General features: G+C 36.2%; 24 protein-coding genes. 7 read left to right on the top strand and 17 right to left on the bottom strand.

Annotation, left to right across the window (positions count from 1 at the left end; all coding sequences use genetic code 11):
* Nucleotides 1-45: 45 nt before the first annotated feature.
* Genes ABFG93_RS21560 through ABFG93_RS21550 form a run of 3 tightly spaced genes read left to right on the top strand, consistent with a single transcriptional unit; the run spans nt 46 to nt 3,501 of the window.
* Nucleotides 46-1,380 carry a spore germination protein gene (locus ABFG93_RS21560; protein WP_347553162.1) on the top strand — a complete coding sequence of 445 codons (1,335 nt, stop codon included), beginning with the start codon at nt 46-48 and terminating at the stop codon, nt 1,378-1,380.
* On the top strand, nt 1,373-2,434 hold the full coding sequence (locus tag ABFG93_RS21555; protein ID WP_347553161.1) for a GerAB/ArcD/ProY family transporter: 1,062 nt from the start codon (nt 1,373-1,375) through the stop codon (nt 2,432-2,434). The genes ABFG93_RS21560 and ABFG93_RS21555 overlap by 8 nt, the downstream gene beginning before the upstream one ends.
* Nucleotides 2,431-3,501, top strand: coding sequence for a Ger(x)C family spore germination protein (locus tag ABFG93_RS21550; RefSeq protein WP_347553160.1), 1,071 nt, complete (start codon nt 2,431-2,433; stop codon nt 3,499-3,501). The genes ABFG93_RS21555 and ABFG93_RS21550 overlap by 4 nt, the downstream gene beginning before the upstream one ends.
* Before the next feature lie 38 nt (nt 3,502-3,539).
* Here the strand turns inward: ABFG93_RS21550 and ABFG93_RS21545 are convergent, their stop codons facing one another.
* The 9 genes from ABFG93_RS21545 to ABFG93_RS21505 form a co-directional block, all read right to left on the bottom strand.
* Nucleotides 3,540-3,662 (bottom strand): hypothetical protein, encoded by a 123-nt coding sequence (locus ABFG93_RS21545; RefSeq protein WP_347553159.1) that lies wholly within the window; start codon nt 3,660-3,662, stop codon nt 3,540-3,542.
* 306 nt (nt 3,663-3,968) lie between these two features.
* Complete coding sequence (locus tag ABFG93_RS21540) at nt 3,969-4,604, bottom strand: FusB/FusC family EF-G-binding protein (protein ID WP_347553158.1); 636 nt, start codon at nt 4,602-4,604, stop codon at nt 3,969-3,971.
* Between the two features lie 134 nt (nt 4,605-4,738).
* Nucleotides 4,739-5,005, bottom strand: a complete 267-nt coding sequence (locus ABFG93_RS21535; RefSeq protein ID WP_347553157.1) for a CD3324 family protein — start codon at nt 5,003-5,005, stop codon at nt 4,739-4,741.
* 495 nt (nt 5,006-5,500) lie between these two features.
* On the bottom strand, nt 5,501-5,842 hold the full coding sequence (locus ABFG93_RS21530; protein WP_347553230.1) for a PfkB family carbohydrate kinase: 342 nt from the start codon (nt 5,840-5,842) through the stop codon (nt 5,501-5,503).
* A 72-nt stretch (nt 5,843-5,914) separates the two neighbouring features.
* The gene (locus ABFG93_RS21525) at nt 5,915-7,396 is read right to left on the bottom strand and encodes a glycoside hydrolase family 32 protein (RefSeq protein WP_347553156.1); all 1,482 of its coding nucleotides are present in this window, start codon (nt 7,394-7,396) and stop codon (nt 5,915-5,917) included.
* Between the two features lie 30 nt (nt 7,397-7,426).
* On the bottom strand, nt 7,427-8,269 hold the full coding sequence (locus tag ABFG93_RS21520; RefSeq protein ID WP_347553155.1) for a carbohydrate ABC transporter permease: 843 nt from the start codon (nt 8,267-8,269) through the stop codon (nt 7,427-7,429).
* Nucleotides 8,269-9,147: a carbohydrate ABC transporter permease gene (locus tag ABFG93_RS21515; RefSeq protein WP_347553154.1), complete on the bottom strand. Its 879-nt coding sequence runs from the start codon at nt 9,145-9,147 to the stop codon at nt 8,269-8,271. Before ABFG93_RS21515 ends, ABFG93_RS21520 begins: the two co-directional genes overlap by 1 nt.
* A 63-nt stretch (nt 9,148-9,210) precedes the next feature.
* Nucleotides 9,211-10,491 (bottom strand): ABC transporter substrate-binding protein, encoded by a 1,281-nt coding sequence (locus ABFG93_RS21510; RefSeq protein ID WP_347553153.1) that lies wholly within the window; start codon nt 10,489-10,491, stop codon nt 9,211-9,213.
* A 145-nt stretch (nt 10,492-10,636) separates the two neighbouring features.
* Nucleotides 10,637-11,656: a LacI family DNA-binding transcriptional regulator gene (locus ABFG93_RS21505; RefSeq protein ID WP_347553152.1), complete on the bottom strand. Its 1,020-nt coding sequence runs from the start codon at nt 11,654-11,656 to the stop codon at nt 10,637-10,639.
* Between the two features lie 1,103 nt (nt 11,657-12,759).
* On the opposite strand from ABFG93_RS21505, the gene ABFG93_RS21500 reads away from it, so the two are divergent.
* A complete protein-coding gene (locus ABFG93_RS21500; protein ID WP_347553151.1) occupies nt 12,760-12,969 on the top strand; it encodes a hypothetical protein in 210 nt (69 codons plus the stop codon).
* Nucleotides 12,970-13,152: 183 nt separating this feature from the next.
* Nucleotides 13,153-13,413, top strand: a complete 261-nt coding sequence (locus ABFG93_RS21495; protein ID WP_347553150.1) for a GlsB/YeaQ/YmgE family stress response membrane protein — start codon at nt 13,153-13,155, stop codon at nt 13,411-13,413.
* A 72-nt stretch (nt 13,414-13,485) separates the two neighbouring features.
* Here ABFG93_RS21495 and ABFG93_RS21490 read toward each other — a convergent pair whose 3' ends face one another.
* Entirely contained in the window at nt 13,486-13,614 is a 129-nt protein-coding gene (locus ABFG93_RS21490; protein ID WP_347553149.1) for a hypothetical protein, read from the bottom strand.
* 465 nt (nt 13,615-14,079) lie between these two features.
* Nucleotides 14,080-14,292, bottom strand: a complete 213-nt coding sequence (locus ABFG93_RS21485) for a helix-turn-helix domain-containing protein (RefSeq protein ID WP_347553148.1) — start codon at nt 14,290-14,292, stop codon at nt 14,080-14,082.
* Between the two features lie 341 nt (nt 14,293-14,633).
* Here ABFG93_RS21485 and ABFG93_RS21480 point away from each other — a divergent pair, with 341 nt between their 5' ends.
* Complete coding sequence (locus tag ABFG93_RS21480) at nt 14,634-16,109, top strand: SulP family inorganic anion transporter (protein ID WP_347553147.1); 1,476 nt, start codon at nt 14,634-14,636, stop codon at nt 16,107-16,109.
* An 82-nt stretch (nt 16,110-16,191) separates the two neighbouring features.
* Entirely contained in the window at nt 16,192-16,617 is a 426-nt protein-coding gene (locus tag ABFG93_RS21475) for a universal stress protein (protein ID WP_347553146.1), read from the top strand.
* An 88-nt stretch (nt 16,618-16,705) separates the two neighbouring features.
* Here the strand turns inward: ABFG93_RS21475 and ABFG93_RS21470 are convergent, their stop codons facing one another.
* The 6 genes from ABFG93_RS21470 to ABFG93_RS21445 form a co-directional block, all read right to left on the bottom strand.
* Nucleotides 16,706-18,586 carry an LTA synthase family protein gene (locus ABFG93_RS21470; RefSeq protein ID WP_347553145.1) on the bottom strand — a complete coding sequence of 627 codons (1,881 nt, stop codon included), beginning with the start codon at nt 18,584-18,586 and terminating at the stop codon, nt 16,706-16,708.
* Between the two features lie 1,146 nt (nt 18,587-19,732).
* Nucleotides 19,733-19,894 carry a hypothetical protein gene (locus tag ABFG93_RS21465; RefSeq protein WP_347553144.1) on the bottom strand — a complete coding sequence of 54 codons (162 nt, stop codon included), beginning with the start codon at nt 19,892-19,894 and terminating at the stop codon, nt 19,733-19,735.
* A 252-nt stretch (nt 19,895-20,146) separates the two neighbouring features.
* Nucleotides 20,147-20,434 (bottom strand): hypothetical protein, encoded by a 288-nt coding sequence (locus tag ABFG93_RS21460; protein WP_347553143.1) that lies wholly within the window; start codon nt 20,432-20,434, stop codon nt 20,147-20,149.
* 18 nt (nt 20,435-20,452) lie between these two features.
* Nucleotides 20,453-20,605 (bottom strand): hypothetical protein, encoded by a 153-nt coding sequence (locus ABFG93_RS21455; RefSeq protein ID WP_347553142.1) that lies wholly within the window; start codon nt 20,603-20,605, stop codon nt 20,453-20,455.
* Nucleotides 20,606-20,668: 63 nt separating this feature from the next.
* Nucleotides 20,669-21,286, bottom strand: a complete 618-nt coding sequence (locus tag ABFG93_RS21450) for a class I SAM-dependent methyltransferase (RefSeq protein ID WP_347553141.1) — start codon at nt 21,284-21,286, stop codon at nt 20,669-20,671.
* Nucleotides 21,287-21,303: 17 nt separating this feature from the next.
* Nucleotides 21,304-21,465 carry a helix-turn-helix domain-containing protein gene (locus ABFG93_RS21445; RefSeq protein ID WP_347553229.1) on the bottom strand — a complete coding sequence of 54 codons (162 nt, stop codon included), beginning with the start codon at nt 21,463-21,465 and terminating at the stop codon, nt 21,304-21,306.
* Between the last annotated feature and the right edge of the window lie 101 nt (nt 21,466-21,566).

Here is a 21,566-nt window from a genome sequence, read left to right as displayed (position 1 = left end):
GGAAACAATCATAACAATAGTCTTTTTGGAAAGGAACATCGTATCATGGACCAATTCTTAATAGAGCTAAAAGAAAGGTTAAGGAACAGCGATGATTTGTTCCTTCAGGAGGAAGAAATCCTTGATGTTTCCGTAATCCTAATAGGTTTCAAGACGTTGATTGATCTTACCAAAACCAAAATGACCCTTCAAAGGTACATAGATACCGCTATATACTCCCAAAAAACGATAAGTGAACTAATAAATGAAATAGGTGTGGTGAAAGAAAAAAACGTAGAAGAAGCAGTTTCATCAATAATGACAGGGAAATTACTTATTGCCATCAAAAATCACCCTACATACATTACCATGGAATCTGTTCCTAAAATTTTGAATCGGGCTATTGCACCACCTACCAATGAAAATGTACTACAAGGTTCCTTAAGTTCTTTCAATGAAGATATCGAGACGAACATGGGCCTAATCAGAAAGCAAATCAACTCTAGTAACATACGGGCGGAATCCTTTTCAGTCGGTCCTGATCAGAAAACGAAAATCTCAATGCTTTATTTTGATGGACAAGTAGATAAAAAGTTGGTAGAGAGAATAAAGGTGGTAATTGAAAAGAATCAAGACCGAGAAATAAATAACTTGCAAAATTTGGCGAAAACATTAGGATTTTCAGGATGGTCTGTCTTTTCCAAAATATATACGACAGAGCTTCCTTCAGAAACGGTTCCTTTCTTAAGAAAAGGGAGGGTAGCATTGTTTATTGATCGTTATCCTTTCGCTATTATTCTCCCGTGTTTTTTGTGGGATATGTTTGCGACCGAAAACGATCGGAACTATCCCATCCCTTTGATGGCTTCCATACGAATAGTACGGGTCATCGGTATTCTGCTAGCATTAATCTTACCAGCTTTATATGTTGCCCTTGTGGCAGTCAACCCTGAAGTTTTACGAATAGAGCTTGCGTTGAGCATTGCACAAAGTCGAGAAGCCATTCCATACCCTGCTTTAGTTGAGATATTAATGATGCTTATTATTTTGGAATTGATTATTGAGGCATCAGTCAGGCTGCCTGGTTCTATCGGTCCGACAATCACAATGGTCGGCGGGATCATTCTTGGACAAGCTGTAGTGGAAGCACAACTGGTGAGCACCCTTCTGATCATCATACTCGCAGCTACTACAATCGCCAATTCGACATTGGTAGGAATACAAAATACGTTGGCCGTACGTTTTTTAAAATATGTGTTGGTTATATTGGCATCCATTTATGGCATTTTGGGGATATTGGGAGGTATCGTATTGATAAGTGCGTATCTAGCCAGTATTGAAACATTCGAGATATCTTATCTTCATATAAATTATGAAAAGGAAGGAACCAAATATGGATAGGAGTTTTCATGTGTTCCTGATGTACATTATGATACATTTAGGGTTCATATTCTTTTTGTACCCCAACGATATCATTACCAGCTCCGATGAAGCACAGTGGATACCGATTATAATTGGGCTCATTTTTCATTTTGTCTTTCTTTGGATTTATATGAAGGGACTTAGCTTTTTCCCGAAAAAGAACATCATCCATATTTATTCACAGACTGGCAAAGGCTTTGCAGCTTTTTTTCTCTTGCCGGTTTTTATTTATTTTTTGTTGGTGGATATCATTGGAGTTAGAGCTTATTCCGAAATTATAACCATCATCTTCCTATCAAATACTCCCTCCTGGGCCATCATTGTATTGTTCCTTTTTATTTCAGCGTATTTAGCTGCTAAAGGAGTTGAAGCGATCTTCCGTACAGGGGTCATATTAGCACTTGTGTTTTTTCCAATCGTTTTTTTTGTATTAATTGCTTCCTTTCAAAATGTTGATTGGCGATATCTTTTTCCCCTCATCGGCGATGATTTCAAGTTCATAACGTCTCCTTCTTATCTGAAAAGTTTTTCTGCTTTTACAGGAGGGTTTCTGTTTCTCGGATTTTTGGCGCCATACCTTACCTATAAGCGAAAAAAAGTGCTGATTGCATCAGCAATCCTCATCCCATTTTTTGTTTTGGCCGTCTATATACCAGTTCTCACTTTTGGACATGGGACTGCTTCAACTTTTGTGTTTCCATATATGATGACCGTTGACTCGACCTATATCAATTGGCTGATGTTCGAGAGGATCACGATATTCTTCATCTTATCTCTCGTTACGTTTATCATGCTTCAAGTTTCACTGTTATTGTGGATGGCATATCAGATTCTCAATCACTGGGCTCCGCATAACCCTATTTTCAGTGTTGCTACGTTAGCTATTATCATCTTCATCACTTCCCTGATGATTACTGATTGGCATATTGTTGAGCAGCTGTTATGGTTAAATTCATTTTTACGGTTTTATGTCATAGTCACAGTTCCATTATCGATCTATTGTATAGGACTCCGAAGGCAGGGACGAGCATGAGAACAAACTCCCTCAAAATATTAATTATTTTATGTGCTTTATTTCTATTAAGCGGGTGTTGGGACACTAAAGATATCAATCATCGTTCTTTGCCCATAGTAATGGGTGTTGCCATGGAAGATGACCAGTATAAAGTTCATCTGCAAATACCAGATCCTAGCCCAACTACGATGAAGGTTAGAATCGTTTCAGAAACCGGAGAAACAGTCAGTAAAGCAGTCGATAAACTTAGTGCCAATTTGGAAAGTAGTATCAATTTGCTGCATGTAAAAGTGATTGTAATCGACAAGGAGTTGGCGAAGAAAGGAGTTAAGGACCTCATTTCTGGATTCATGAGGTCTCGTGACGTATCGCCAAAAGCTTTGGTTGTGATCAGCGATGAGGAGATTGAGCCGTTCTTTTCTAATTTAAAAAATACTACAGAACCCCAGAGTACCACCCTATTTGATTTTTTTGATAAGAATGCAGGATGGAACCCGGAAATTGCACTTACAAGGGTATGGCAAGTCTATCGCAGTATTCATTCCTATACGAGAGATGTTGCTTTGCCTATAATAAAATCCGGCGATAGTACAATCATTGAACACCTTGGTTCCGCTGTCATTAAGAAGGGCAAGATGGTTGAACAGATCAATACAGAAGAAACATTGCTCGTCAATGCATTCTATGAGGAAAGCACCTATGGAAAAGTAGAGGTCATGGATGAAGCAACAGTCATGATTGTTAAAAATTCTATGGATCATAAAAGTCAGGTCATCGATCAAGTGCCTTACTTGAACAGCAAGCTTCATTTAAAAGTCGTCCTCTTAGAGACCAAAGGAAACCCTACTGTAAAAGAAATCAGGACTTCCTTAGAGACACTCCTTACAAATCGCTTCAATGAGATGTTTACTAAAATACAGGAGAGTGAAGCTGATATTTTAGGGGTTGGCCAATATTTCCGGACCCAAATACCCAAGGAAAAACTAAAAAAATGGCGATCTACACAATATCCAAACTTAAGAATTGACATTGAAGTCCATACAGTAATCCAAAATGAAGGGCAGCTAAAATTAATGACTGATTAATACGACCTTGAAGAATCATCCATTAGTAATAATTCCCTTCATTTTGACTGTAATTGGAGAAGCTTTGAATATTCGCCAATAAATACAACCAATGCACCAATGACAATACTTCCAGCACCTAATGCTATAATACTTTGAGTTGTTACTTCATTTTTTGCCATACAGCACCTCTAATTTTATATGCTATAAGTATGAAGGTGAGTGTTATATGGTAGCGTATCCTATATCGAAAACGATCGAAATCAGAATGATTGTGAATGAACTAAGATTTCTAAAAAAGAATTTAAAGCGCCACTTAATAAAAAACAATTACACCGACTGAAAACCAGCCCTGCTTTCTTAAAACCTTTCATGTGCCGCGAAGACCTCATTAGCCACACATATTCCCCGATTATTGATTCACACCTTTTGAAAAAAATTTCAGCCATTGCTACGAATTTTCAGAGAACCTTGGTTTTAAATCTTCATTATTTGCTTAGCCTGGCTATAAAATCCTCCAGATTTTTGCTAGATGTGATGTTCTGGTTACATCCGTCTCCTTCAGCGCAAATATAATTTCCCTTTTTTTTATACGTTCCTATTTCTTTTCCCTTCTTTTTAACTAAAAACAGTCCCACGGGAGCTAATTGATTGCAAACAGAACAAACCCCTTTTTGTGAGCTATTCGTAAACGTACCCTCGACCCCATATGGTTTTCCATCCTTTCTCGTCACTATGAATTTCCTATGGGTCGCTGCATCCCACCAAGTTAAATACGTCAATTCTCTTTTATCAAACTGGTTGAGGTCAGGAATTTTCAATTTTTTCACCTTAGGAAATAGTTTTTTTATTTCTTTTTCAGAAATATTAAATGGAATCACATATGTTTTTAAATCCTCTAAATAAGATTCCGCTTCCCTTTCGTCCTTTACAGAAGCGGCCTTGGCAAATTTTTTCTGTTCTTCTGCGGAACAATGGGCAAAATCGCTGGTAATATTGTCTTCCACAAGCCCCTTGACCGCATTGATTACATTTTTATCAGTGGAACTGACACGCGCTTTAATAAGCTTATAAACCTGGCTCTTCAAATAATGATATTGATGTGGATAAATAAATGGCTGCATTCCAACCGCTCCCATTCTTTCAATTTATCTTAAGTGTAAACCCTAACGAAGCGCTCCCCTATGCCAAAATTGATTTAGAAACAAACTCATCATAAAAAAGCTGAAGATCTACGCATAGGTCTTCAGCTCCTGGATTATTTCGTGGAATAAACCACTTTTTTAATTGTTTCCTCAGAAAGCCAGTATTTCTCCATCAGGCTTTCGAAAGTTGCTCCGGCAGCAAAGTCTTTTTTCAGGGAAAGGTTACGTGCCTTTATATAAGCTCTTATTCCGGAACATTCGCCCCACTTTTCATAATTTCCTTTAAGTTTTGGAATGTACAGCGTTTTTCCCTGTACGTATTTTTGAATTTCTGTAATCAATTCTTCCGGCAAAACGTCATTAGCTTTTACATAATTCATATAGACAGCCCCTTCTATTTAGTGATCTGTAAATAGTGAAGGTAGCAAAGTCTATTGTTACGGCTTGTAAAAGCGACAGCAGGTGTTTTTCTCATGCAAAGTGTCGCCAGTCTAACAATAAGACTTTGCATGAGCTGGTGCAATATAAGGCATTTTCATTGCCATCATCACCCTTTTTCATTGAAATTTTCACTTTCTAGCTGTAAATTTACACCAAACAGGTAGTTATAGCAATCTTTATTATTCATTTGGTATAGTCCAATGAAAAATAAGAGGCAAATGCTTATACAAGCACTCGCCCCTGAGGCCGGTGGGAAAATTTTCTCTCAGATATGGCACATGCCCCATAAAGTAGCCATCATCGCTTGCGCCAATAAGCTAGTTCTTTGTCCTCCCAAAGATTCTTTCTAACATTAGGATCAAAAACTACCAATCCGTTTTGTTCCTTTATTCTCTTAATTGCTTCTATATGAGCATATTTAACTTCGCTCTCAATCAGACTAACAGAACAAAAATGTAATATATCGTTGTTGGTAATTCCATTGTTTCTATATGTTTTCTATCCAACAGCATATCTGCGCTAGGTTTTCGATAGAAAGCAAATTCTCTTTCGCCACCTTCTTTTAATGAAACAAAAGCCAAAGCTGTATTCGCTTCGCTCGTATGAATTATTTGAGTCACATCTACCCCATTTTCATCTAACACCTTTTTTAGGTAGTAACCAAACATATCATCTCCTACCTGACCAATAAAAGTACTTTGTCCTCCTAGTTTTGCAATAGTAGCAGCGACATTGGCAGGTGCGCCTCCTGGGGTTTTTTTAAAACTCTCTACAATTTATTGATACTCCTATTTCATGAGGGATAAAATCAATAAGGGCCTCTCCTATCGTATAAACTTTTTTCATGGCTAAACCTCTATGTCCCATTTATCTAAACTGACAATTTCTATGTCTCCTTCAGCGGCAATTTTTAGTTTATCTGCCTTTTTCTTTGGATAAATAGTAGATGTCATAGTGAACTTTCCCTTGTTTATAAACACTTCAATAGAAGCCTTGTCAATAAAAATTTCTAAGTTTAATTTACCTCTCTCCGAATCACAATAAACTGCTCGTTTATGTACATGCTCGTCTTCCTTGCCAACTATCTCCACCCCACTACTCTTACGATTTAGCTCAAGCAGATCAGAGTCACAATCGTATGCTATTAGCGTTCTTTCTTCCTCATTTGAGCGTACTTCTAATTCAAAACGTTTCCCCATCTTTGTGTTTAAATTTAATTCAAGAGCATAGACTTCACCTGATAGTTCTATAAATTCTTTACTGTCGTCTTTCAATCTAATATTGTTTATGCTTTGTTTGTTTTTATAATAATTTTTAATTTCTGCTATAGGACTTTGATAGATATGGTTATTTTTGATAGACAGTTCTCTTGGTAATGTCATGGCTCCTGCCCAACCATGGTTTTCTGTTTCGGTTGGAATATTTCTCCCCCACATTTGCATCCAAGAGATCATAATCCTCCTATGTTTATTATCCGTGATGGTTTGTGGGGCATAGAAATCTAAACCGTAATCTAACTCCTCCGTCTTCTCTTTATGAAAAGTCCCTTCTTCCCAATCCATTTTACCAATGATTGAAATGACAGAATGGGTATTAGGAAACTTAATTCCCTGTTTTGGTAACCCTTCGACTGAAATAATTAGAACATCTTTCCCATCCAAGCTAAATAAATCAGGACATTCCCACATTATACCTTCGCCTTCTTCTCCTTTTAACATGACAGAGACGAATACCCAATCTAGTAAATCCCTTGATTTGTAAAGAAGGATTTGGCCTCCACCATATTCCGCTTTGGAAGCAATTAAAGAATAATAAAACTCACCTTTTTTAATCACTTTCGGATCTCTAAAATCTTGAGGATTAGCGTTTTTAGGAAGGTTGTTTTCTGCTATAACCGGGTTCTGTTGGACTTTTTCAAAATTAATGCCGTCTGAAGAAACAGCGATACACTGGACTTGCCTGATATCTTCGTCCTTCTCCCCCATGATATGCCCAGTGTACATGAGATACATTTCCCCGTCTTTTTCTATTGCCGTTCCTGAAAAACAACCGTCTTTGTCATAAGTTTGGTCTGGTGCTAAAGCAACTGGGGCGGTTTCCCAATTGATTAAATCCTTACTTTTAGCATGACCCCAATGCATCGGCCCCCATTCAGCCTTGTATGGATAGTACTGATAAAACAAGTGATACTCTCCTCTATAATAGATAAACCCATTTGGATCATTAATCCAGCCAATAGGTGCCATAATGTGATAGTGATGGCGATAATCATCTTTTACCTGATTACTATTTGTTCTAATATAATTAGTTGCACGTTCTAATGTATACATTCAATACTCCTCCCTTAATCAACCATACTTTTACTTTATACCGGTTCCAGATCCACCCATTCCTTGAAGTAGATATTTTTGAGCTACAACATAGACAATAATTAAAGGTATTGTTGAAAGTGTAAGAATTGCCATTACCTGGTTTGTAAAGACAGGTTCTGTTGTATTTATATTTGTAATTGCTACTTGAAGAGGTAACTTATCCGTATCTGTTAAAACCATTAATGGCCATAAGTAATCGTTCCAGCTCAAAATAAAGGTTAATGTTCCTACTGTCGCAATTGCAGGCTTAGACATTGGTAACATTATTTTCCAGAAGATAGTCCAGTAATTTGCCCCATCTAATTTAACAGATTCTATAATCTCATCCGGAACTGCTTTGAAGAAATTTCTAAATAAGTAAATGAAAAACATGTTAGCAATCAATGGTAATATAACTGCTAATCTGGTGTTAAGTATTCCTAAGCTGTGAGCTACTGTGAATTGGGTAATGAGAATTGTTTCGGCTGGTACAATTAACAATGCAATTAAAAGACCAAACAGAATTTTTTTTCCTTTAAATTCAAACTTAGCAAACGAATATCCTGCCATTGCATTTACCACAATAGAGCCTGCTGTTATCATGACCGCATAGAACACACTGTTGAATAGATATTGAATAATATTAAATCTTGAAAATAATTCTTGATATGTTTCAAACCAATGAGATGGATCCATAGAAGGGAGTAAAGCTTGAATACCACCCATATCAACATAGATTTCTCCTTCAGGTTTCATTGAGGAAACGATCATCCATATCAAAGGAAAGATGAAAATACACGCTAAGAAAAGCATGAAAAGATATTCTATCGTTTTTTTAAATTTTTTATTCATTAAAATTCATCCTCCTTGGAGATTTTACTTTGAACAAACGTTACAATTCCAATTAATATCCCAAAAGTGACCATCATGGCACTCGAGTACCCAATCATTCGATCAGTGAATCCAGTTTGGAAAATATAGTAAACGGGAGTCATAGTAGAATTCATTGGTCCACCTTGTGTCATAATCATTGGTTGTATGATTAATTTAAAAGCCGAGATTAATGTCGTGATCATAATTAAAATAGAAGTAGGCTTTAGCAAAGGCATGGTTATGTATAGGAATTTCTGCCATCGATTTACACCATCAATCTTACCTGCTTCGTAAACATCCGAAGGGATATTTTGAAGCCCCGCCAGAAAAATCAGCATTTGGTAACCTGCGCCTTGCCAAGCGGAAACAAAAACAATGGTATAAATTGCTTGATTAGGGCTGCTTAAAAAGGGCTGTGGATCTAACCCAATGTTTACTAAAAGGCTATTTATTAAACCTTCTGAAGGGTTAAGCAAATATAGCCATAAAACGGATATAACAACCAACGATAGAACAACCGGAGAGAAAAAGGCTACTTTAAAGAAAATATTTCCTCTTCTTTGCTTGTTTATTAATAAAGCTAATCCAAGAGCTACACCCACTTGGATAGGAATTATACAAATTACAAATATCATTATGTTTTTAAGACTTTGAATAAATATGGGATCCTTAAAGACTTCAATGAAATTATCTAAGCCGATAAACTGTCTATCGCCAGGCGTTAATAAATAATAATCCGTAAAAGCGTAATAAATCGCCAGCGTCGCAGGCACAATTAAAAAAAGTCCTAACAAGATAAAAGCTGGGGCTAGAAATAAGTATGCCACGAAATTTTGATTATCCTTTATATTATTCATCAGTGAAAACTCCTTTTAAAAATCTTCCGGCTCGGAATAATCCAAGCCGGGATTACTGATTTTCTAGTTCAACGCATTATCCATTTGCGCGGCTTTATCATCCAACAGTTCTTGGATATTATCATTTTCTTCGTAATAAGTTGCATCGCTTACAGTTTGTTGGAAGATTCGGCTAATTTGAGGATACGCCGGTAAAACTGGTCGAGCTTTCGCTGAATTTGAGTTTTGATTAATAAGGACATTCATCTGCGTTGAAACTTTATCTCGGACCTCTTCTATTACTGAATTAGTAGCCGGAAGAACACTATTTGCTATAGTTATTTCTGTTAGAGATTCTGTAGATGTCATAAAATCAATTAATGCACCAGCTGCTTCTTGCTTTTCTGTTGTACCTGACATAGCAAACTGCCAACTCCCCGAAGGCGAAACTAATTCATTCGTGTCTGGGGATGTTGGGTATGGCATAATACCGTATTCTACATCCGGATATTCTTCCAGTTCTTGAATCGTCCATGATCCACTCAACTTCATTGGATATTCTCCAGTATGAAATCCTTTTTCAACCGGATCAATTGTTGTGTAACCCTCTTCAACCATATCTTGAATGAAATTGAAAGTCTTTACACTGTTTTCGTCATTAAAGGCACCAGTTGCAGTAGTTCCATCTTCAGACACTATATTACCGCCTTGTGACCATAGAAAAGGTGTAAAGGCATACATTAACCATTCGCTTTTATCGTCTAGGCCCATATTAATTGCAGGGGCATTGTAATGATTTTCTAATGTCTCACTTAAGTCCATAAATTGATTCCAATCCCAGGGATTTTCCACAGTAGGTAAAGTAGATAAATCAACACCTGCTTCTTCTAACATTTGTTTATTATAGTAAATACCAACGCTAGACTCTGAATAACCTATAGCATATAACTTTTCTTCATATGTCCCTTGCTGAATAATACTAGGCAAGAAATCATCCTTATTACTTATGTAATCATCTATTGGGGCTATTACCCCAGATTTAGCATAAGCCGCTGTATTTGGTCCGTCCAAAGTCAGTACATCTGGTAATGAATTAGTGGTAAGAGCAGCATTTATTTTATCCTCGTATCCGCCACCACTTCCGCTTCTCGTAATAAATTCTACGTTTGCTTTATATTCGCCCTCATATTCCTGATTAAATCTATTTATTATATTCTGAATTGCTTCTCCTTCAGCAGTTTCATTAGACATATGAACCCAAATATCAACTTCGTTGTTATTGCTTCCTGAAGATGTTTCTCCGCTACAAGCTGAGAGTGCTAAAGCTGCCAATGTGCAAAAAATCAAAAATGTAAACCTCTTCATTTTTTAATTCCTCCCTGTAATGTAATCGCCTTCAAACAAAGTATATGTCAACCGGTTTCATGTGTCAACCGGATGACATATACTCGAAAAAATTTTTCTTAACGCGTCTAAATTTTGCTTTTGAAGAGTCGAATTTCACTATTATTTACGTTGTTTCGCTCTCAATTAGTGTAACAGGGAGCACTGTCTCTGGATGAACATCATCGTTTTCACCACTTATTTGTTTAAGTAAAATCTCAATGGTCTTTTCTGCTATTTCTTTTATGGGTTGTTGTATTGTACTTAATTCCGGTAACAATAATCTAGTTGTTTCAGTACCATCATATCCTATTACTTTTAAATTAGATGGGATATCGATTTTTCTTTTCTTTGCTTCTCTTATAACCCTCGACGCAATAATATCATCACTTGCAAAAACTCCATCAACCTGCGGGTTTTCGTCAAATAACTTTTCTATGATTTCTTGATCATTTCCATCAACTTCATAGGTAAGATAAGGTAAATGATTTTCTCTCATAGTATCCTCATATGCCCTTCTTCTTAAATTGGCAGGTGTCTCTAAAGAAATTGGTCCATTTATATGGATGATGTGTTTACAACCTTTATTAACTAACAATTGAGTGGCTTGTTTTCCTCCATCATAATTATCACTTGAAACTACAGGAATCGTTTCTGATAAATAACGGTCAATTCCGACGACGGGTAATGATGGTATATCATATTCTTCTATTCTCCTATTATGAGCACCAGCTATTATGCCATCCACTTGATTTCTTTGAAGCATTTTTAAATAGTTTTTTTCTTTATCCTCTCTGCCTTGGCTGTTACATAGCAAAGTCTTATATCCCAAAGACGCAGAAATATTTTCTAAATGGAAGATAAGTTGTCCATAGAACGGATTGCTTGTGGTGGGAAAAATAATGCCAATTAAGTAAGTTTTTTTAATAAATAGGGATCTAGCAATATCATTCGGAAAATAATTTAACTGCTCCATCGCCTGCTGGACTTTTATTCTTGTCTTTTCACCTATATAGCCACGATTATTTAGAACTCTAGAGACAGTTGTTGGTGAGACACCAGCAACTTTAGCTACATCTGCAATTTTGGGCTTAGTACTAGATGAAACATCAACAGTTTTAGTACCGTCCGTAATTTTAGGTTTCATACTTCTTTCCTCCCACTATTCATTAGTGAATTATAGAATAAAAAGGTTTGTTACATGACAATTAAACATATAAAATTCAATAATTTACCGAGAATAATCTTATCACACTTTAAAGAAAAAAGGTTCCCCGAAAGAACCCTATTATTATGAATTGTTTTACTCAGTCGGCGTATCCAGGATTTCTTTTAACTCACATGGGTGCGTGGTTCTCTCGCTTCAAAAACCATGCATTCCAACCCTTCACCTTTGGCAAATCCATACTAGATAAATTTTTCGTCATTAAATGATTCTATCCATGAAACTCCTTTGTTATATAAATTATATTCTACCTCTACATGTTTTAAGTTGATTAGAAACCTATTTCGGAATAAATCTGACATCATTTATGTTTAATTTTATACTAATATTCATCTACCAAATATATTTTCCTTTTTATTAAGACATACCAAATCTAATCTTATAAAGGAACGATTATTATTTTTGCAAGCAAATACTTCGTTAACTAAAAACATTTTCACACAATCCTTAATGCATTTTGACATAAATATCCAAGTATAAAGGAGTCTGTTTCCTCAACAATATGGCCCTTTTATGGATCAAATATAACAATCTCTTGTTCAGTTTAACTGCCCGATTGCTTAATACCAATTATTTCAAATCACTATTACTTTCACAAGTGATTGTTCTATTTACGCATCAATTTCAAACAAGAATTATAAAATAGTATTTTGTTAGGTCAAAAATGCTAAATTATCAAAACTCTCCCATATTCTTAGAATATAATGCTTGTTATGATAATCTATGTTCCAAGGAGTTTCCCCTAACTCCTTCCCCCTTGATTAAATATAAATAATACAATCCGCCACACTTTAAAGTGTGGCGGATTGCTGTTTGTACATTCTATTAGGTTCAATAAGTCAGACCTATTTCTGGATGAATATCTTGGCACTGAGAGAGGTGTTGATATTCTCGCAAAATAAGTATTATACACGAGGTTTTACCCACTATCGCAACTTTTCCTTTTAGATTAGAAAATGGACACTAATCAAATATTTCTCTCTATATTAGTACTAACCTTTTATAACCAAAGGAGTGAAATAAAGATGAAATCCTCTTCTGCAAATTTTGATAAGTTACTTGGAGTTACTTATCGAGCACGACGAAAAGGTGATGCTCCTCTTTTGGGGTCGTCATTTCATAAACCGATTCTTCATCGTCAGGTTCATGGCGATGCCATTTATGTTCCTTTAAATCTTGAGCGAATCTGGAATCAAACAGAAAAATATCACCATAAAACTTACGAAAATGAATAGAATGAGGTATTTGGCAAAGTAAGAGCCAATCATCTTTGCGTCAACCTTCCATAGACTTAGAAGGACTTTGTTAGCCAAAGTTTTTTTATAACGGCTAATGAGTTGTAGACGCGAATAGGATTATTCCTCTTAGGATAAAACAATACAGAAAGATTAAAACAGAATTATAGGGAGGTGTTTTCAATGGGTTTTATCTGGAGTTTAATCATTGGTGGTATTATTGGTTGGCTTGCTGGTGTAATCACGGGACGAGATGTTCCTGGTGGAATTTTTGGAAATATTATTGCTGGATTTGTTGGTGCCTGGTTAGGTACGTTGATATTAGGTAGTTGGGGACCGGATATTGGTGGATTTAACATCATCCCTGCTATCATAGGTTCAATCATCTTAGTGTTAATTGTGAGCTTTATTATGGGAAAAAGTCGCAAAAAGAGAGAATCCTAACCTTCAACACAAGCGTGATAATCGAATAAAAGGAAGAAGCGGAATTCTATTGTAGATTTCCGCTTCTTCCTTTTATTTGGTTACTTTTAAGTATTTAGCATCGATCCATTCCTCTGCGCCTAATTCATATTTTCCAACTGCATTATGAATAATATCTTTCCACTGGATTGACGCGTTTAACAAAGTCAGCTTCGCTATCATAAGGAGAATCATAAAGATTTACAGGATGCTTATGATTAAATGTCGTGAAATATTTCTTAAACGTTGTGTACTGATCTGAAATCCATGTTTCTCTGCAGATCGAATAATACCTTTCTGAATGCCCCAAACAGGAAAGGTTACCCCGGATCCACTCTTCCACGATAGGAACAGTTAGGTTCATCCTAAATATTAACTGCTAGGTGAGATTCTCTCTTTCGCTTCTTATCTTATCCCTAAAAGCTAACAGGACACTTATGACATTGGGGGGAGCTTGACTTTACAATGGTCCATCGGGATACTCTTTCACGAGTCCATTTTCAGTTTCGTAAACAATATAAGTGTTATTTACTTTAGCATCAAGCTTTAAACCCCATGATTCGCGTTTGAATATTAGTTTCAGTCTCATACTAAAAAACAAGAAGTCACATGCTAAAGCATATAACTTCTTAATTATTATAAAAGGTATTAGATACGTTGGCCATTTTTGAGCTGATCAATAAGTTCGTTTAGATCAGACTTTTTAACTCTCCAATGACTACCAATTTTAAATGCTGGTATTTTGCCATCCTGAACCAATTTATATGTGGTCATTTCACTGATTTGAAAATATTTCGCTACTTGGGATATCGTCATAATATCATGCTCGTTATCCTGGGCCATATTATCGCTCCTTCTCATTTGTCTCCTTTATTCTAACAAACTTTACTTCCTATTGGTCAAATACTATTATAATTAGCCATCAAAAGTGACTATAACATAACTAATTATATCAAATGATGTAGATTATACCTAATGAGCATTTGTATTTAACTAAATTCAATTATATTTCACTTTAAGAAAATAACAGTATATCTAAGCATTAGGTAGTATTTCGAAATAAAACCGGACTTTTATGCGCTTACATAGACCTTTCTGTTTATGTAGATTTTGTGCTACAATTCATTTTGTTGACTTACGAACACGACTTTTATGAAAGTTAAAAGTCAAGATATACAATAAATTAGAAAGAGGTGCAACATTTGAATTTAAGTTCAATAAAAGAAAATTGGTTTGGCAATGTTAAGAACGATACACTGGCCGGTATGGTCGTAGCGCTTGCTTTAATTCCAGAAGCTATTGCTTTCTCTATCATTGCTGGTGTTGATCCAATGGTTGGGTTATACGCAAGTTTTTGTATCGCTGTGGTGATCGCATTTGTTGGTGGTAGACCAGGGATGGTTTCGGCAGCTACAGGAGCTATGGCCCTTCTAATGGTTACCCTCGTTGCAGACCATGGATTACAATATTTACTTGCAGCTACTATTTTAACAGGAATTATTCAATATTTACTCGGTGTATTTAAATTAGCTCGTTTTATGAAGTTTATACCTCGATCGGTTATGGTAGGATTCGTAAATGCGCTTGGTATTCTCATTTTCACCTCTCAGCTTCCACACTTTATTGGAGAGTCATGGGGCATGTATGCAATGGTTGCTGGGGCACTAGCGATCATCTATATTCTTCCACGCTTTTCAAAAGCGATCCCATCTCCATTAATCGCCATTGTCGTTATTACAGTAATTGCGGTAATGACTGGAAGTGGGGCAAGAACAGTAGGAGATATGGGCGAATTAACTCAGGCGTTGCCAATGTTCTTACTCCCAAGTATTCCATTAAATTTTGAAACATTAGCCATTGTTTTTCCTTATTCATTTGCACTAGCCATTGTAGGATTACTAGAGTCATTTTTAACTGCTCAAATAGTAGATGATATGACGGATACGGAGAGTAATAAGAACAAAGAAGCAAAAGGCCAGGGAATTGCAAACGTTGTTTCTGGATTTTTTGGTGGTATGGCTGGATGTGCGATGATTGGTCAGTCCGTTATTAACGTTAAGTCAGGCGGACGTGGACGTTTGTCAACACTTGTAGCCGGTGTGTTCTTAATGTTCTTGATTCTTGTTTTAAATGACCTTCTTGTTATGATCCCAATGGCAGCTCTTGTTGGTGTCATGATAATGGTATCTATTGGTACATTCGACTGGTCATCTCTTACCAATCTACACAAAATGCCTAAATCAGATACGCTTGTTATGGTTGTTACAGTGATTACGGTGGTTACTACACACGACTTATCCAAAGGTGTGTTGGCAGGTGTTGTGCTTAGCGCGATTTTCTTTGCAGCTAAAATCTCTAAAGTTCGGATTGAAAAAGAAGTGGATGACTATCATAATAAGAGAATTTACAAGGTTCATGGACAATTATTCTTCGCATCTGTTACAGATTTTGTGAATAGCTTCAACTTTAAAAAGGAAAACTTGCAGGAAATTGAAATTGACTTATCAAACGCTCACGTCTGGGATGACTCAGCTGTCGGCGCGATTGATAAAGTAGTGATGAAGTTCCGACAGAACGACAAAACGGTTAAATTAACCGGGGTTAATCAAGACAGTACACAGTTAATTGATAAGCTGGCTGTATATGATAAGCCTGGAAAGAAAATATCAGGTCACTAAAAAAGAAATGCCACAGATTAAGATCTGTGGCATTTCTTAAAATATACTTTAGAATAAATTTATTTTACATGGAGGAAAAATAATGTTCAAAAAAATTCTAATTGCATCCGATGGATCAGCCGACTCAATCAAAGCTGCTGAAAAAGCAATTGAACTAGCGAAAGTGCACCAGGAAGAAGGAACACTGGTTGAAGTTGTCTATGTAGTAGATGGAAATACATCAAAATATGATGTACTCAGGAATTGGGACTCGCTTGGCATTAAAGAAGAACGCAAAGAAAAACTTCGTGCCGTTGAACAAAAAGCCTTTAAGGCACGTGTTGACTACTCTCTCAAAATTTTAAGAGGCGAACCTGGTAGTACAATTGTTAAATATGCAGACGAGAATAATATCGACCTTATCGTGATAGGTAATCGCGGGCTAAACACCCTTCAAGAAATGGTCATGGGGAGTGTCAGCCATAAGGTGATTCAGAAAGCACACTGCCCTGTTCTCATAGTAAAGTAAGTTAGTAAAGACTCACCTTTTGCACTTCTTTTCCTTCAGAAGAAATTAAAAAGAGGATGCTGCATCATGGCAGCATCCTCTTTTTTTATTACTCAGCTTGGTTATCAAATGGTGAATTCTCAATAAATCGAAGTAAATCCCCATAAACCACTTGATCCGAATATGCTAATTCCTCATTAGCGACTTCTTTGTACTTTTCCCATTTCTGAGTATCTTTCTCGATCGGTTCGCCTGTATCTTTCCAATAGAACGTGTTTTGAGCGTACACAATGTCGTCTGTAATAAAACGTCCATCTCGTAGAATCGTTAATTCATCTCGCTCAGGTGAGAAAAGATCTTCCCCGAATTGAATCGAACCTTTTGTTTCAATTCCGAGTAAATGCAGAATCGTTGGTTTTAAATCAATTTGTCCAGATACTGTAGATGTATCAATATTGTCCACTCTTCCTTCTCCTGGCATATGAATTAGCATTGGAACCCTCTGCAACTGTGTTGATTCGAAAGGTGTGACCTCAGTTCCAATAACATCTGCCATTGCTTTGTTATGGTTTTCTGAAATCCCATAATGATCCCCATAAATGATAAAGAGCGAATCTTCATAAAGCCCTGCTTTTTTAAGATCTTCAAAGAAGACTTTAAGTGCTTCATCTGTGTATCTAACCGTTGGAAGATATCGATTAACTGTTGTACTATTAGTGTTCAATTCATCGATGTACTTGTCTTCTTCTTCTAAGATAAACGGATGATGATTTGATAAGGTAATAAATTTTGTATAGAAAGGCTGTTTCATGTTATTTAAATGGTCAATGGATTGTTCAAAGAACGGAATGTCTTTCATACCCCAGTTGTATGAGTTACTTTCATTTATATCGTAGTTCGTTTCATCGAAAAATAACTCATATCCCAACGACTGATACATAATATCTCTGTTCCAAAACCCTTTATTATTCGCATGCAAAGCTGCTGTTTGATAACCTGAATCCTGTAGGATTTTAGGGGTGGCATTGTAGTCATTCTGAGCATGAGTAAAAAAGACAGCACCCCCTGGTAATGGATAAAGAGAATTATCAAGTAGGAATTCAGAATCGGACGTTTTTCCCTGTTGTGTTTGATGGTAGAAGTTTTCAAAATAATAGGTATCCTCTTGAGCCTTCAACTGATTTAAAAAGGGAGTCACTTCCTTGCCATTCACCTTTTCCTCCATTGCAAATGCCTGAGTTGACTCAAGGGTAATCACAAAAACATTCTTCCCTTTTGCTTTCCCGAACATCTCCTCATTAGGAGCTTTGTAATTCGCATTCACGTAATTTTGAACTTCAGCTGTTTCAGATTCACTCGCAAAAACCTTTTGCGTTTTTGTTTTTGTATGAAGTACGGCATCATACACATGATAGTTTTGAAGCCCGATAAATTTAACGAGCATTTCACGATCAAATGTACGTGTAAGCAATTGAGGCCGTTCTGTTTCAGCAATACCAAGGTTGACAGTGAAGAGAATAAGCGCTGCGCCAAACATTGATGCGATCTGTCTTTTGTTTAATACAAGCGGTTCGAACTTCATGACCAGCATCAATATGGCTAGAATGAGAGTATCTGTGAATAAGAAAAGATCACTAAATGCGAGAAGCTCCGTGAAGCTTCCTCCCAAATCTCCTACATTCCCAGTCTGGAAAAGAACAGGGATGGTAATGAAATCCGAGAAAAACCTGTAGTATAAAACATTGCTAAATAATACAACGCCGCTCATAAAACTAAATAATAGAATCGTAACTTTCTGACCCTTTCCTTTAAAAAGCAGCGTAATACCCAACAATAAAACAATACTGCTAAGTGGATTGAAAATCAGGAGAAATTGTTGTTTGCCATTCTCAATATTTAAATTAAAATTCATTTCATAGGAAACATACGTTTTTAGCCAGATCAACAAGATCGCTATTCCGTATATAAGCAAACCTTTTTTATTATCCATATAAACTCCTTCACTCTGTTGAATTTTTGGTGATACTTAAGATAAAAGTATACCATAGGTGTGACTACTTTTAACTATATTAGTTTAATTTAGTCCCTTTATCACTGTTTTCCACTCTATTCCAATTCATTTGAAAATATTTCATTAAAAGGTGGAGGAAATCATTGCTATTAGACACATTTTTTACTCCTAGCCTCATTAACTTGAAGAAAATTTTGTTGTATATCGTTATGCCAACCTACACTCTAACGGTATATGCCCAATAAAGTGAAACTTCCATCAGAGGGGGTTGCTTCATCCCCCTCTGATGGTTAATTGAACCAATCGGACCTTTAGGGGCAGTTGACCCCCACCTATAAACGTCTCGATTGATTTACATCCCTGAGGTGGGGGTTTTACTACCCCTTAAGGCTGGGATAAAATGCAGCATACCCATTAATGTCCTTATAGACATTAATGGGTATGCAAAAGGTGAAAGTTACTGATGGCGTACAGAAGGGGTTAAAATCTGTACATTTAGATCTTACCATTAAATAAAACTATTTTGTATTAATTTATATATTTTTATATGAAGTTTATCTAGATAATAAAAATATGTATCCTAAAATTAAATAAAGTGAAACTTCCATCAGAGGGGGTTTTGCTTCATCCCCCTCTGATGGTTAGTTGAACCAATCGGACCTTAAGGGGCAGTAGACCCCCACCTAAACGTCTCGATTGATTTATACTTTAGGTGGGGGTCTACTGCCCCTTAAGGCTGGGATAAAAAATAAAAAGAAACTAATCACCAATCTCATTAGTTTCTTTCAGCAGATTTTACATTAGGTCGAAGAATTGTGTCAAAAATACGATTACAGTACCCAGTAGAACAACAGTGTAATTGAACAAACCATTATTTTCTTGGTGACTATGCTCATCATCTAGATTCCGGACAACATAAAGGTCTGATTTACGGAGGTTTTTTTCATTTACTATCATAAAAAATACCACTCCCTTTAATGTAATCGCTTTCATTTAATATTATTATAATGAATCTACTTATATTTTTCAAACATTTCTTTGAATTATCAAAAACCTCACTTCATATCATGATCAATTATTCACATAAAAAGGTAGTCTTGAAGGAGATGGAGTACTTAGGCTGGTTTATTCATGATTTAAATTGCTTGCATCCTCTGCTGATATGATCATTACCTCTCCTTGAGCAGATCCATTTTCTTCTGTGATCTTTAAATACCCGTTATCATAAGTCCATAACACGCGATAAATAATCTGCTTATATCGTACTTTATCGCCTTTTTTGAACATAAGCGACCTCCCTAACATTTTCTAACTTAACCAATGGATGTTCCTTAATTATAAAATCAACCACTACCTTCATATCTATTATTTAATCTGCAACCAATTATCATATCTTATGAAACAATCTTTTTTTGGTTTTTATTCTCCCTTTTCCCTTACAACGAGGGCATTTCTTCTTTACGGAAAAAAGAGTAGTCATTTCACCAGTTCCCCTACATTTTCTGCAAACCAACTCAACTGCCACAATTCTCTACTCCTTTAATACGGTTTTGATAAACCAAAAGCGGGTTGAACAAGTTCAAAATTGATATCTTTTGGATCTACTTTTAGATCTTCAAGCTTCGCTTTTACTTTCTTATGTTTTACAATTTCTCGAAAAATCAAATGAACTAAGTGGATATCCCCTATTAATGATTCATCGTAAGCCTTAAATGTCCACTGCATGTGCTCATTAATCAATTGAAAGGTGTATAAACGTCCATCCATAACTACTGCAAATCTTACTTCATTTTCTCCATGGCTCTCGATTAATACTTTGTTCACCATAATATCGCTCCCTCTCCATTATATAGCTTTCTGATGGTGGGTAAGTTCTTGGTAAGCTTGATCATAAGCTTTTTGAGAAACTTGAATCGTCCCCACATCATTGAAATGAATGAAGTATTGTAAACCATCGCCAGCTACGTGTAGACTGATTCCCAGAACTTTTTGTTCCATAAGATAGCACTCCTTTTGTTGTTAGATATGTACACCATCTTCAGAATGAGAAAACCGACAAAATTATTTGGTTGCAACAGCAACACCCAAATAATATTTTACTCCTTCGCGAGGATTTTCAATAGTAACGCCTCTTTGTTGATACAACTCCACCTTTTTAAAGGGGAAGTGACTAAATAGATCTTTAAATTCAATTGGCGTTAATTGAAAATAATGAAAAGGTGAATGACATGGTTCATTTCTTCCTTGCCCATACGGAGTTGATAAAATGAGCTTACCCCCGGGTTTCAGTAATCGAAAAACTTGTTCTAAAAAAGCAAAGTCGTCCTGCACGTGTTCGATTGTTTCGAAACTTAATATAGTATCGAATTGACCAATTTTGTTGATCAAATTGGGGTCCAAGGCATCTGCTACATGATATTGAACTAAAGGATGGTGGTATCGCTTGCTTGCATACGCGATTGCCTCTTCGCTTAAATCAATACCAATCACTTCTTCACAGTCCTTTTTACATGATTTAGCAATAAAGAACGTGCCATACCCAGACCCGGATGCAAAATCTAATACCCTTCCCCTTACATAAGGTGTAGAAAAATAGTACCTAGCAATATGCTCTAAATATAAACCATTCGTTGCTTTCACTAAGTCTGGAATCACGCGTTCCCCTGTATCGTGTAACATTAACTATCACCGCTTTACTAGTCTAGACCTTTACAATCCTCTATATAAAGGGAAAGATCTGCACTTCTTACTCTCCAACCGCGACCAATTTTGAATCCCTGTATTTTCCCTTCACGAAGAAGTTTGTACATAGTTACTTCACTTACTTGAAGGTATTTTGCGACTTGGGTAATGGTCATAATGTCTCGTTGCACTAGAAGTCCCTCCTTCTTTGTGCTTTATTTATTTTACTTTAACTCAAAATAAACTAATTATCAATAAATACATTCAATTTATATCT

This window comes from Pseudalkalibacillus hwajinpoensis, assembly GCF_039851965.1.
Taxonomy (GTDB): Bacteria; Bacillota; Bacilli; order Bacillales; family Guptibacillaceae; genus Guptibacillus; species Guptibacillus hwajinpoensis_E.
This window is presented reverse-complemented; position numbering and strand designations above follow the sequence as displayed.

Excerpts from the sequence above, each read along its gene's own strand:
- ABFG93_RS21505 (WP_347553152.1), bottom strand. The coding sequence starts at position 11,656 with ATGAAACCTAAAATTACGGACGGTACTAAAACTGTTGATGTTTCATCT.
- ABFG93_RS21450 (WP_347553141.1), bottom strand. The coding sequence starts at position 21,286 with ATGTTACACGATACAGGGGAACGCGTGATTCCAGACTTAGTGAAAGCA.
- ABFG93_RS21550 (WP_347553160.1), top strand. The coding sequence starts at position 2,431 with ATGAGAACAAACTCCCTCAAAATATTAATTATTTTATGTGCTTTATTT.
- ABFG93_RS21520 (WP_347553155.1), bottom strand. The coding sequence starts at position 8,269 with ATGAATAAAAAATTTAAAAAAACGATAGAATATCTTTTCATGCTTTTC.
- ABFG93_RS21535 (WP_347553157.1), bottom strand. The coding sequence starts at position 5,005 with ATGAATTATGTAAAAGCTAATGACGTTTTGCCGGAAGAATTGATTACA.
- ABFG93_RS21465 (WP_347553144.1), bottom strand. The coding sequence starts at position 19,894 with ATGTTCAAAAAAGGCGATAAAGTACGATATAAGCAGATTATTTATCGC.
- ABFG93_RS21555 (WP_347553161.1), top strand. The coding sequence starts at position 1,373 with ATGGATAGGAGTTTTCATGTGTTCCTGATGTACATTATGATACATTTA.
- ABFG93_RS21445 (WP_347553229.1), bottom strand. The coding sequence starts at position 21,465 with ATGACCATTACCCAAGTCGCAAAATACCTTCAAGTAAGTGAAGTAACT.
- ABFG93_RS21495 (WP_347553150.1), top strand. The coding sequence starts at position 13,153 with ATGGGTTTTATCTGGAGTTTAATCATTGGTGGTATTATTGGTTGGCTT.
- ABFG93_RS21500 (WP_347553151.1), top strand. The coding sequence starts at position 12,760 with ATGAAATCCTCTTCTGCAAATTTTGATAAGTTACTTGGAGTTACTTAT.
- ABFG93_RS21485 (WP_347553148.1), bottom strand. The coding sequence starts at position 14,292 with ATGAGAAGGAGCGATAATATGGCCCAGGATAACGAGCATGATATTATG.
- ABFG93_RS21545 (WP_347553159.1), bottom strand. The coding sequence starts at position 3,662 with ATGGCAAAAAATGAAGTAACAACTCAAAGTATTATAGCATTAGGTGCT.
- ABFG93_RS21525 (WP_347553156.1), bottom strand. The coding sequence starts at position 7,396 with ATGTATACATTAGAACGTGCAACTAATTATATTAGAACAAATAGTAAT.
- ABFG93_RS21455 (WP_347553142.1), bottom strand. The coding sequence starts at position 20,605 with ATGGAACAAAAAGTTCTGGGAATCAGTCTACACGTAGCTGGCGATGGT.
- ABFG93_RS21515 (WP_347553154.1), bottom strand. The coding sequence starts at position 9,147 with ATGAATAATATAAAGGATAATCAAAATTTCGTGGCATACTTATTTCTA.
- ABFG93_RS21540 (WP_347553158.1), bottom strand. The coding sequence starts at position 4,604 with ATGCAGCCATTTATTTATCCACATCAATATCATTATTTGAAGAGCCAG.
- ABFG93_RS21560 (WP_347553162.1), top strand. The coding sequence starts at position 46 with ATGGACCAATTCTTAATAGAGCTAAAAGAAAGGTTAAGGAACAGCGAT.
- ABFG93_RS21470 (WP_347553145.1), bottom strand. The coding sequence starts at position 18,586 with ATGGATAATAAAAAAGGTTTGCTTATATACGGAATAGCGATCTTGTTG.
- ABFG93_RS21460 (WP_347553143.1), bottom strand. The coding sequence starts at position 20,434 with ATGGTGAACAAAGTATTAATCGAGAGCCATGGAGAAAATGAAGTAAGA.
- ABFG93_RS21490 (WP_347553149.1), bottom strand. The coding sequence starts at position 13,614 with ATGATAGCGAAGCTGACTTTGTTAAACGCGTCAATCCAGTGGAAAGAT.
- ABFG93_RS21475 (WP_347553146.1), top strand. The coding sequence starts at position 16,192 with ATGTTCAAAAAAATTCTAATTGCATCCGATGGATCAGCCGACTCAATC.
- ABFG93_RS21510 (WP_347553153.1), bottom strand. The coding sequence starts at position 10,491 with ATGAAGAGGTTTACATTTTTGATTTTTTGCACATTGGCAGCTTTAGCA.